This window comes from Sphingomonas sp. (assembly GCF_025362505.1).
Classification (GTDB): Bacteria; Pseudomonadota; Alphaproteobacteria; order Sphingomonadales; family Sphingomonadaceae; genus Sphingomicrobium.
The window spans coordinates 1-11,529 of the sequence record NZ_JANYGG010000042.1 but is presented as its reverse complement, the minus strand read 5'-3'; the positions used below and the strand labels follow the sequence as shown (position 1 = coordinate 11,529).

The following is an 11,529-nucleotide window of genomic DNA, read 5'->3' as shown; positions in this document are numbered from 1 at the left end:
AATCGAGCGACTGGCGGTTGTAATCGACGATCCACCAGCAGTTCCTGATGTCGTGCTTGTAGCCCTCGATCAGGCATTCGTAGATGTTGCCTTCATCCAGTTCGGCATCGCCCATCAGCGCGATCATCCGTCCGGCGTCGGACTGAGCCAGCTGGCCATGCGCGATCAGGTAATCCTGCACCAGACTGGCAAAGGCGGTGATCGCGACGCCCAGACCGACCGAGCCAGTCGAGAAATCGACCGGGATCGTGTCCTTGGTCCGGCTCGGATAGCTTTGCGCGCCGCCCAGCCCGCGATAGCGCTGCAACGCACCGAGGCTCTGCTGGCCGAGCATATAATGGATCGCATGGAGCACCGGCCCGGCGTGCGGCTTGACCGCCACCTTGTCCTGCGGGCGGAGCGCGCCGAAGTAGAGCGCGGTCATGATCGCGGTGATCGAGGCACAACTCGCCTGGTGCCCGCCGACCTTCAGACCATCGCGGGAATCTCGAAGGTGATTGGCATTATGGATCGTCCACGACGACAGCCAGCGCAGCCGCGCCTCGATGGTCTCGAGAACCGCGATTGTCTCGGGCGCGGGCTTCAGCGCGGGCGGTCGGGTGTCGGTGATCATGTCCACGCAGATGACATAACCATCCCGAATCATCCCAGCAAAAACTATTACGGCATAAGCGCTCCGCATTCAGGTCATGGCCCGGTCGCAACACGCGCGACCTTTTTACATGCCGCCATGCGGAAATGCGATTTTCACTCGACCCGTCCGGCATGCGATCTACAACAATTGAAAAGGGAGGCGTTTGTTGGACCTAGGGCAGATCTCGGCGCAGTTGCGCGCGCGGCCTGCTGGCCATTCGCTACCGCAGCCCTTTTACACCGACGCCGACTTCTTCGACTTCGATCTGGCCGCTATTTTTGGTCGCAGCTGGCTGTTCGTCGGGTTCGAAATCGAACTCCGCGAGCCCGGCGATTATCTTTCGCTGACCATCGGACACTGGCCGATCCTGGTCATGCGTGGCCGCGACGGCGTGCTGCGCGGATTCCATAACAGCTGCCGCCACCGCGGGTCCTTACTGTGCGAGCCGGGCGCCGGCCACGCCGCGCGGATCGTCTGTCCCTATCACCGCTGGACCTACGGGCTCGACGGCAAGTTGCTCGCGGCCGGGCGAATGCCGGATGACTTCGACAAGGGCGGTCATGGCCTGAACCCGGTCAACCTCGAGATCGTTGCCGGAGCGATCCTCGTCTGCCTCGCCGATACGCCGCCACCGCTCGACACGATGCGCCGCGACCTGACGCCCCTCCTGGCTCCGCAGAACTTCGCCCATGCCAAGCTCGCGCACCAGTCGGTCCTCGTCGAACAGGCCAACTGGAAGCTGGTCATGGAGAACGCCCGCGAATGCTATCATTGCGCGACCGGCCACCCCGAATTGTCGCGCACCTTCCCGGTCAACGCCTCGGCCTATTTCGACATTGATCCCGAAGCCTCGCGGGCGTTCGAAGAGCGCATCGCCGCACTCGCCCTGCCGATGGGGCCCGCCGGCGAAGACTGGTGGCAGGCGGTCCGCTTTCCCTTGAACGAGGGCACGGTGGCAATGACCATGGACGGCCAGTTCAACGTCGCGAAACTGATGTGCGACGCGGGCGGCGGCGACACCGGATCGATGCGCTGGGCGATCGAGCCCAATGTCTTCTGCCATTCGACCAGCGAATATACTTTCGCCTTCACCGCCATGCCGATCTCGCCGACCGAAACCCATGTCGTGTCGAAATGGCTCGTCCACGAAGATGCGGTCGAAGGGATCGACTACAGCATCGAGACGCTCACCGACTTGTGGACCCGCACCAACCTGCAGGACAAGGAGCTGGCCGAGAATAACCAGCGCGGAATCTTCTCCCCGGGTTACACCCCCGGGCCGTACAGCCCCGACGCGGAATCGCTGACCATCCGCCTCGTCGATTGGTATTGCGCCACCGCGCGCCGCTATCTGGATGAGGCCGGGGCATGACCACGCACGACGATCCGACCTGGCACCCCGAAACGCTGGCGGTTCGCGCCGGCTATGATCCGGCGAGCGCGGGCAACTCCGCCAAGCCGCCGATCACCATGACTTCGACCTTCGCCTATGCATCCGCGCGCCAGGCGAAGGACATTCACGAGGCCTATTTCCACGGCACCGGCCCCGAAGTCGGCAAAGCGCTTCATATCTATGCGCGGCTCGGCCACCCCAACCTGGACATGGTCGAGGCAAGGCTCGCCGCACTGGACGGAGCCGAGGCGGCGGCCGTGTTCAACAGCGGCATGGCGACCCACAGCGCGATTGTGCTCGCCCACCTCCGCCCGGGCGACAGCGTCGTCTTCAGCCGCCCGATCTATGGCGGGACCAACTGCCTCCTGACCAATTTCATGCCCGGGTTCGGCATCCACCACGCGGCCTTTGCCAATGGCTGCGACCGCACATGCCTCGAGACCGCAGTGGAACAGGCGCTGGCGCAAGGTCCGCTCAAGCTGTTCGTGATCGAGACCCCGGCCAACCCGACCGGGGCGATGGTCGATATCGCGCTGGTCGTCGCCATCGCCGACGAGATCGGGACGCGTACCGGAACGCGGCCGCTGGTCGTGGTCGACAACACCTTGCTCGGCCCGCTGATGCAGCGCCCGATCGCGCTCGGCGCCGACCTGTGCATGACCTCGCTCACCAAATATTGCGGCGGGCACAGCGACTTGCTGGCCGGCGGGGTGAGCGGGCGGGCCGACCTCATCCACGCGCTGCGCCTGCTGCGGACCACGCTTGGCAGCCACCTCGACCCCTACACCAGTTGGTTGCTGCTGCGGTCGATGGAAACCGTCCACCTGCGCATGGAGCGCGCTTCCGATAATGCCCGCCGCGTCGCCGAAACGCTGCGCGACCATCCCAAGGTGGCCGGGATCACCTACCTCGGATTCCTTGAAGAAGGATCGCCCGAGCGCGCCGTCTACGACCGCCAGTGCAGCAGCGCCGGGTCGACCTTTTCGTTCGCGCTCCACGGCGGTGAAGCCGAAGCGTTCCGCTTTCTCGACGCGCTCCGCCTGCTGAGCTTCGCGGTCAGCTTGGGCGGCTCGGAAACATTGATCACCCACCCCGCGACGACGACTCACTATGCGCTCTCGCCCGACGAGCGTGCGGCTGGAGGGATCACCGATGCGACCCTGCGGCTGTCGGTCGGGATCGAGCATGGCGACGACCTCATCGCCGACATCAAGCGCGCGTTGGAGACAGTCTGATGGTCACCGACCGCCACGCCATCAACGGCAAGATTCCTGCCCCCGACGAGCGGTTCGACACCGTCGTGGTCGGCGCTGGCGAGGCCGGAACGACGGCGGCAATCGCGGCGGCGAAGAACGGCGGCTCGGCCCTGCTGATCGACGAGAACCCGGTCCGCGGGGAGCTCATCGGCACCGACGTCCCGCTCTATTTCGGCGGACGGATGACCGCGGCGGTCCAGGCTCCGGAGCGAATGATCGAGCAACTGTTTGCCAGCAATCCACTCCTCGAGGAGGCGTTCGACGCCGGGGTCGATGTCCGGCTCGGCACCTGCGCCTGGGGCCTTTACCTCAACGGCCCGGCGATGCGCGCGCTGCCCGAACCACTGCTCGGGATTGCCGATGGCGCGGCCGCGCGGATGGTCGGTTTCGGTCGCCTGCTGCTCGCCACTGGCGCGCGCGATGTCGTGCTCGGGTTCGCCGGCTGGGACCGTCCCGGCGTGATGGGCTCGCAAGGCTTCGCCGCGCTGCTCACCCGCTACGATGCGCTCGCCAGCCGGCGCGTGCTGGTCGTCGGATCGGGCGACCTCGCGCTCGATACGGCGCTGCTCGCGGTCGATCGCGGGATCGAGGTTGCCGGGATCGTCGAGATCGCCGACGCGATGCAGGGATCGGCGGAACTCGCCAAGCGCATCGAGGCTTCGGCCATACCGCTATTCCTCGGCCATACCATCGCCGAAGCCCGCGGCGGGATCGACGGGGTCGAGCAGGCCGTCCTCGCTCAGCTCACCGGCGACGGGCGGATCAGCGTCGATTGCGACACGATCATCCTTGCGATCGGCGCAATCCCCGCGACCGAACTGCTCGACGCCGCTGGGACCGTTCCGGGCGACCTGATCGAGCTTGTCGGCGACTGCGCCACGGTCATCCGTCCCCACTCCGCTGCCCTCGCCGCATGGGCCGAAGCGCTCGGCCGCCACGCCCCGCCCGAGACCATCGTCTGCCAATGCGAGGAAGTCAGCCGCGCCGACCTGCTCGGGGTCCAGCCGCCGCGCTATCTCGACCGCCCGGCCCCGATGGCCGCCCGCTCGCTCGCCACTCTGCTGGGCGACGGCCCGGCGCATCCCGACCAGATCAAGCGGCTCACCCGGGCCGGCATGGGCGCCTGCCAGGGCCGCCGCTGCCGCGACCAGGTCGCCTGCCTGCTTGCCGCCGAGCAGCGCACCACCCCCGACCGCGTCCCCGTCGCCAGCTTCCGCGCACCCGTTCGACCGATCCCGCTCGGCATCCTCGCCGACTGGAACGAGCTTCCCGAGATGGCCGCAGGCTGGGACGTGTGGTTCGGCATTCCGACCCAATGGCTGCCCTACGCAGTCATTGGCACGCCCCAGGAAGCCGAGATGATCGCATCTCTCCCGGGTAACATGCATGTCTGAGTCCAGCCTTCCCAACGGCGCGTCGGTCGTCGTCATCGGTGCCGGCGTCACCGGGCTCAGCGCCGCCTGGTGGCTGGCGCGCGACGGCTATGACGTGGTCGTGCTCGACAAGGGCATTGTCGGCTGGGAAGCGTCGGGCCGCAACGGCGGTGGCTGCTCGCACTATCAAAGTCCGCTGTTCGTCGAGGAACAGCGGCTGTGGCCGCAGATGGACGAGTTGCTCGGCTATCCCACCGAGCATCGCCCCGAACGGATCATCCTCCAGCGCGATCCCCACTTGCTCGATCATTATCGCACGGTCGGCCAGATGTGCAGCGCGATGGGCTATCGGGTCGACGATCTCGACTCGAAGCAGGCGCAGGAGATGATCCCGCTGACCGACGAGACCTGCCTCGGCGGGATTCACCTCAGATTCGGCGGTCACGCCAACCCGCAGCGCACGGTCCAGGCCTATGCCTGGGCGCTACAGGATCTGGGCGGACGCATCTTCCAGCATTGCCCGGCCCAGTCGATTGAAACCGTCGGTGGGCGCGTCACCGCGGTCCACACCCCGCGCGGTCCAATCTCCTGTGACGCGCTGGTCGTCGCCGCCGGGCCGCAAACGGGGATGCTGCTCGAGCCGCTAGGGGTAAATTTCCCGCTCGCCTCGGCCCGCGCGGAAATGATCGTGACCGAGCCCGCGCCGATGATGGCGATCGGCGGAGTCGACGGTAACGGTCTCTATGGACGCCAGACGATGCGCGGCAACCTCGCCTTTGGCGGCGGCCCGCACGAGTGGATCGACATGGAGCCGAGTGGTCCCGCCGCGCGTCCGGTCTCACCCCTCGCCCGCAACCTCGCCCGCCGGGTCGCCGAGATGTTCCCCAAGGCGGCGCACCTCAACGTCATCCGCAGCTGGGCCGGGGTCATCGAAAATACGCCCGACGGCCGCCCGATCATCGACCGGCTGAACCACCCCGCCAACGTCACCGTTGCGACCTTGTCGGGGGTCGGGTTCGGCTTGTCGCCGGCGAGCGGTCACGCCATCCGTGACCTCGTCGTCGATGGCGTGTGCTCTTTTGCGGAAATCTCGAAGCTCGGTCTCGCCCGCTTCGCTACCCTCGAGCCCGACTGGCGCGAGCAACGCGGCTGGGCGGGATGAAGGGCTATTCGGCGCTCGCGCTGTTGCGTGCCGGGCTGACCGGGCAGCGCCACTGGCCGCGCGCCTGGCGCGATCCGCAGCCCAAGTCCCATTATGACGTGATCGTCATCGGCGGCGGCGGCCATGGCCTGGCGACCGCCTACTACCTCGCCAAGGTCCACGGCATCCGCAATGTCGCAGTGCTCGAAAAGGGCTGGATCGGCGGTGGCAACACCGGTCGCAACACGACCATCGTCCGCTCCAACTATCGCCAGCCCGAACTCCACAATCTGTTCGAATTCAGCCTCAAGCTGTGGGAGACGATGAGCGACGAGCTCAATTACAACGTCATGTTCAGCCCGCGCGGGGCGCTGGTCCTGGGTCATAGCGACTCCGACATGGTCCGGCTCGCCCAGCGTGGCGATGCCCTGCGCTGCGCCGGGATCGACGCCGAACTGATGACCCGCGACGAAGTGGCGAAGCTGGTTCCGCTGCTCGACATGTCGCGGAGCGCGCGCTTTCCGATCGAGGGCGGGATGATCCAGCGGCGCGGCGGCACCGCTCGTCACGACGCGGTCGCCTGGGGCTATGCTCGCGCCGCGGATGCGCTCGGCGTCGACATCATCCAAAATTGCGAGGTCACCGGGCTCGCCATGTCCGGCGGCCGCGTCACCGGGGTCGAGACGAGCCGTGGCGCGATCGGCGCGGGCCGCGTCGGGATCTGCGTCGCCGGCAACAGCGGCCCGCTCGCCGCCATGGCCGGCATCAAGCTGCCGATCGAGGCGCAAACACTTCAGGCGTTCGTCACCGAAGCAGTCAAGCCGATGATCGACACCGTCGTCATGTCGCAGTCGGTGCATTGCTACATCAGCCAGTCGGACAAGGGCGGCATCGTGCTGGGCGGCGATCCCGACCGCTTCCCCAGCTATGCCCAGCGCGGCCTTACACCACCGGTCGAACGCGCCGCGGCCGAAGCGATCGCGCTGATCCCGGCGCTGGCGCGGTTGCGCATGGTGCGCTGCTGGGCGGGGACGACCGATATGAGCTTCGACGGCTCGCCAATCATCTCGGCCCTGCCGGTCGACGGCCTCTATCTCGACGGCGGCTGGTGCTACGGCGGGTTCAAGGCGACCCCCGGGTCTGGTTTTGTATACGCCCAATTGCTCGCCACCGGTGCCTCCCACCCGCTCGCCGCGCCGTTCGGATTCGACCGGTTCCGCGAAGGCGCGACGATCGACGAAGCCGGGGTCGGGCCGGGACCGCACCTGCGATGATGCTCATCGACTGCCCCTATTGCGGCCATCGCGCGCAGGCCGAGTTCATCTATGAGCGAACCCTCGACTCGATCGTCACGATCGATATGCCGAACGACGAGGCGATGACCCGGCTCTACGCCCGGACCAACCCGCGCGGGCTCGACGATGAGCTGTGGCGCCATTCATACGGATGTCGCGCTTGGCTGGTGCTCCGCCGCCACCGCACGAGCCATGCAATCGAAGCAGTCGCGACGTTCGACCCGGCGGTGCACCTGTGAGCGGACCCTGCCGGATCGGCGGCAATGACGGCGCGACGCTGCGCTTCACCTTCGACGGGGTGGAGTATCGCGCGCGGCCGGGCGACACGCTCGCCGCCGCATTGCTAGCCAACGGCATCGGCCTTGTCGCGCGCAGTTTCAAATATCACCGCCCGCGCGGGATCATGGCGGCGGGGGTCGAGGAGCCCAATGCGCTGGTCATGGTCGGCGTTGGCGGCCGGACCGAGCCCAACACCCGCGCCACCGACCTGTTCGTTTACGACGGCCTCGTCGCGCGTAGCCAGAACCGCTGGCCGAGCCTCAATTTCGATCTCGGCGCGGTCAACGGCCTGCTCGCTCCGTTCCTCGCGGCGGGCTTTTACTACAAGACCTTCTTCGGCTCGCCCAAGCGGTGGATGTTCTACGAGAAATTCATCCGTAAGGCGGCCGGTCTCGGCCAGGCCCCGACGCAAGCCGATCCCGACCATTACGAGCATCGCTCGGCCTTCTGCGACCTGCTGATCGTCGGCGCCGGCCCGTCCGGTATTGACGCTGCGTTGGCTGCCGCGCGGTCAGGCGAGCGCGTGATCCTCGTCGAGCAAGATCGGATCATCGGCGGCACCGCGCTCGCCGACGGCCAGTCCCCCCCCGCCGATGCCGGGACCCTTCGTCAAGCCGGAGTCCGACTGCTCACCCGCACGACCGCCTCGGGCGTGTGGGACCACGGCTTCGTCACCCTGGCCGAGCGCCTGACCGAGCCCGGCCAGCCTTCTGCGCCCGCCCAGCCCGCCCAGTGCCTGTGGCACGTCCGCGCCGGTCGCATCCTGCTCGCTACCGGCGCGTTCGAGCGACCGCTGACCTTCGCCGGCAACGACCGGCCCGGCGTGATGCTTTCGCAGGCGGTCCGCACCTTCATCAACCGGTTCGCCGTCCTCCCCGGCCACCGGGTCGTGATCGCGACCAACAACGACGACGGATACGCCACCGCCGAAGCGGTCGCCGCCGCCGGTGGCAAGATCGTCGCGATTCTCGACGAGCGCGCCACGCCACCTGCCTCGCGCTTCGCGACCTTCGCCGATGCCCGCCCGATCGCCACGCACGGCGCCCGGCATCACCTCACCTCGGTCGAGGCCGAGGTCGCGGGCACGCGCCACCGCTTCGCCGCCGATCTGCTCGCCATGTCTGGCGGCTTCACCCCCGCGGTCCATCTTCACAGCCAGGCCGGCGGTCAGCTCGAGTGGCGACCCGACCTCCAGGCGTTCGTCCCTGGCGCATCGCCGCAGTCGGTTAGCAGCGTGGGCGCGGCGTCGGGGGAAATCGAACCGATTGCCCCGGCCTCCACCGTCCCGCTCCACGACCCTAAACACAGCTTCATCGATTTCCAGAATGACGTCACCGCGGCCGATATCGATCTTGCCTGGCAGGAAGGATATCGCTCGGTCGAACACCTGAAGCGCTACACCACGCTCGGCATGGCGACCGACCAGGGCAAGACCAGCAACATGGCCGCGCTCGCCCGCCTCGCCGGTGCCGCCGGGGTCGATATCCCTCAAGCCGGCCTGACCCGCTTCCGCTCGCCCTTCACCCCGCTGACGCTCGCCGCGCTGGCCGGCCCCGACGCGGGCGGGCATATCGCGCCGAGCCGCCGCCTCGCGCTCCACGACCGCCACATGAAGCTCGCCCCGCTGTGGCAGCCCCTGGGCTATTGGCACCGCCCGCGCGCCTATCCGGTGGCGGGCGAAAATCTCCAGCAGGCAGCGAAGCGCGAAGCCCGCGCCGTGCGCACCGCCGCCGGGATCGTCGACGTCTCGACCCTCGCCAAGTTCATCGTCGCCGGCCCCGATGCCGCCGCCTTCCTCGAGCTGGTCTGCGCGACCGGGATCGCCAAGCTCGCCGTCGGCCGGGGACGCTACACGATCATGCTGCGCGAGGACGGCATGGTGATGGACGACGGCACCGTGTGGCGGCTCGACGAAACCCGCTACCTGATGACGAGCTCGACCGGCGGCGCCGACCGCATGGAAGCGCATTTGAGCTACGTGCACCGCATCCTCGCCCCGACGTTGCGCGTCTCGATCATCCCGCAGCAGGAACAACTCGCCGGAATCGCGCTCGCGGGCCCGTTCGCGGTCGACATTCTGACCGGGCTGATCGGCGCGGTTCCGCCAGCGCATATGGGCCTGACAAACGCGACCCTCGTCGGTGTTTCAGTCCTGATCCTGGCGGCAAGCTACAGCGGCGAGCGAGCGTTCGAAGTCTATCCTGCCGGGTTCCAGGCCGGTCCCGTGTGGGACGCGCTCGAAACCGCAGTGCGGACCCGCGGCGGGTTTCCATATGGGCTCGAGGCGCTCGACGCACTGCGCATCGAGAAAGGCCATGTCGTCATCGGCGCCGAGGCCGAGGGGCGGACGACCGCCGGCGACCTCGGCATGGGCAAGATGCAACGCAAGGCGGGCGGCTTCGTCGGCGCGCAAGCGCTATCGCTCCCGGCACAGTCCGCCACCGGCCGGATGCAACTCGTCGGGGTCGAGGCGGCGGACCCGATCCCCGAAGGCGCGATGCTCATCGCCCGCGCGGGCGCGCCGGTCGAAGGCTATGTGACCTCCGCCGCCTCGCGCGTCCTCCGCGATGGCAGCGTCGCACTCGCCCTCCTCGCCAATGGCCGCGCGCGGATCGGCGAGACCATCCTCGCGTCCTCGCCGACCCGCGGGCGGCACGTCATGGTGACCGTCAGCGATCCCGTCTTCCACGACCCCGAAGGGAGCCGCTACCGTGATTGACGAAGCGGTCCTGATCACCGTCCAGCCCGCCGGTGACGTCGTCCTGCTCGACCTGTGGAGCGGCGATGTCGAAGCACTTTGCGGTGATATCCCCCGCCTTCAGGTCGAGCCGCGCCGCTGGTGGCTGCTCGGCGCCGGGGACCGGGTCAACGCGCTCGCAGCCCGCATCGCCGATCACGGCGCGCTCGCCCCGATCGGCGGTGGACTGGTCCGCGCGACGCTGACCGGAGCGGGTTGGCGATCGTTGCTGATGGTCGCGGGCCTGTTCGACGCCGAAGACCCCGCATTCACGACCGGCTCGCTGGCCTCGACCATGATCCATCACATCGCCGTGCGCATCGTGGTGACCGGTGAGCGGTCGTGCGACGTCTACTTCGCCGCGAGCTACGCGCCCGCGCTAATCGAACTTTGGTCGAGGGCCGCGGGGCCACACGCTGTTGCGGTCGACGAAGCGCTGGCGGTATGACTTCACCGCCTGATTTAGCTCACCTCTATCTTGCCACAAGGACCGCCTGAATGCCGCACCGCAACTACATCCTGACCTTGTCGTGCGAGGACCGGTCCGGGATCGTCGCCGCGGTATCGAGCCACCTGTTCCAGTCGGGGGCCAACATCCTCGAATCGAGCCAGTATGACGACCCCGACGAAAACCGCTTCTTCATGCGGATTACCTTCGCCGTTCCCGCGGAAAAGGGCACCGCGGCGCTGGAAACCGGGCTTGACGCGCTGCGCCAGCAATATGGCATGCAGGTCCGACTGGTCCCGGTCGACGAGCGGCCCAAGGTTCTCATCCTCGTCTCGAAATTCGACCATTGCCTGGTCGACCTGCTCTACCGTGTGCGCACCGGCGAGCTCGACATGGACATCGCGGCGATCATCTCCAACCACCCGCGCGAGGCGTTCGACCAGTTCGACCTGCGCGACATCCCATTCCACTTCTTGCCCGTCACCGCCGCCACCAAGCCCGCGCAGGAGGCCGAGATCGCCCGCCTGTTCCGCGAGACCGGCGCCGAACTGGCGATCCTCGCGCGCTACATGCAGGTCCTGTCCGACGAGCTCGCCGAAAGCTTCGCCGGGCGGTGCATCAACATCCACCACAGCTTCCTGCCAGGTTTCAAGGGCGCCAAGCCCTATCACCAGGCCCACATCCGCGGCGTCAAGTTGATCGGCGCCACCGCCCATTACGTCACCCCCGATCTTGATGAAGGCCCGATCATCGAGCAGGACGTCGAACGGATCTCCCATCAGAGTTCGGCGGCCGACCTGGTGCGCAAAGGCCGCGATATCGAGCGCCGAGTGCTGTCCCGCGCCATCGCCTGGCACCTGCAGGGCAGGGTCATTCCCAATGGCAGCAAGACCGTGGTGTTTCCGGATTGAGCCACTTATCCCCGGCACTTATTGTTCCTGAGAGGAAAATAAGTTGCAAAACAGGAATTACG

Annotated in this window: 9 protein-coding genes and 1 pseudogene; 9 read left to right on the top strand and 1 reads right to left on the bottom strand. The window is 67.4% G+C overall.

What is annotated here, in order from left to right:
• Positions 1-613 (bottom strand): annotated as a pseudogene (locus tag Q0R27_RS03455) (transketolase); the annotation flags it as partial.
• Positions 614-800: 187 nt separating this feature from the next.
• Here Q0R27_RS03455 and Q0R27_RS03450 point away from each other — a divergent pair.
• The 9 genes from Q0R27_RS03450 to purU are packed head-to-tail and all read left to right on the top strand — an operon-like array spanning position 801 to position 11,467.
• Positions 801-2,006 (top strand): aromatic ring-hydroxylating dioxygenase subunit alpha, encoded by a 1,206-nt coding sequence (locus Q0R27_RS03450; RefSeq protein WP_293940917.1) that lies wholly within the window; start codon positions 801-803, stop codon positions 2,004-2,006.
• Positions 2,003-3,262 (top strand): cystathionine gamma-synthase family protein, encoded by a 1,260-nt coding sequence (locus Q0R27_RS03445; RefSeq protein WP_293940915.1) that lies wholly within the window; start codon positions 2,003-2,005, stop codon positions 3,260-3,262. Before Q0R27_RS03450 ends, Q0R27_RS03445 begins: the two co-directional genes overlap by 4 nt.
• A complete protein-coding gene (locus tag Q0R27_RS03440; protein WP_293940914.1) occupies positions 3,262-4,677 on the top strand; it encodes an NAD(P)/FAD-dependent oxidoreductase in 1,416 nt (471 codons plus the stop codon). The genes Q0R27_RS03445 and Q0R27_RS03440 overlap by 1 nt, the downstream gene beginning before the upstream one ends.
• Positions 4,670-5,818 (top strand): FAD-binding oxidoreductase, encoded by a 1,149-nt coding sequence (locus tag Q0R27_RS03435; protein WP_293940912.1) that lies wholly within the window; start codon positions 4,670-4,672, stop codon positions 5,816-5,818. The genes Q0R27_RS03440 and Q0R27_RS03435 overlap by 8 nt, the downstream gene beginning before the upstream one ends.
• Complete coding sequence (locus Q0R27_RS03430) at positions 5,815-7,071, top strand: sarcosine oxidase subunit beta family protein (protein WP_293940910.1); 1,257 nt, start codon at positions 5,815-5,817, stop codon at positions 7,069-7,071. Before Q0R27_RS03435 ends, Q0R27_RS03430 begins: the two co-directional genes overlap by 4 nt.
• On the top strand, positions 7,068-7,331 hold the full coding sequence (locus Q0R27_RS03425) for a sarcosine oxidase subunit delta (RefSeq protein ID WP_293940908.1): 264 nt from the start codon (positions 7,068-7,070) through the stop codon (positions 7,329-7,331). The genes Q0R27_RS03430 and Q0R27_RS03425 overlap by 4 nt, the downstream gene beginning before the upstream one ends.
• Entirely contained in the window at positions 7,328-10,090 is a 2,763-nt protein-coding gene (locus Q0R27_RS03420) for a 2Fe-2S iron-sulfur cluster-binding protein (protein ID WP_293940906.1), read from the top strand. Before Q0R27_RS03425 ends, Q0R27_RS03420 begins: the two co-directional genes overlap by 4 nt.
• Positions 10,083-10,556, top strand: coding sequence for a sarcosine oxidase subunit gamma (locus Q0R27_RS03415; RefSeq protein ID WP_293940905.1), 474 nt, complete (start codon positions 10,083-10,085; stop codon positions 10,554-10,556). Before Q0R27_RS03420 ends, Q0R27_RS03415 begins: the two co-directional genes overlap by 8 nt.
• Positions 10,557-10,606: 50 nt before the next feature.
• Entirely contained in the window at positions 10,607-11,467 is an 861-nt protein-coding gene (gene purU, locus Q0R27_RS03410) for a formyltetrahydrofolate deformylase (RefSeq protein ID WP_293940903.1), read from the top strand.
• The last annotated feature ends 62 nt before the right edge of the window (positions 11,468-11,529 follow it).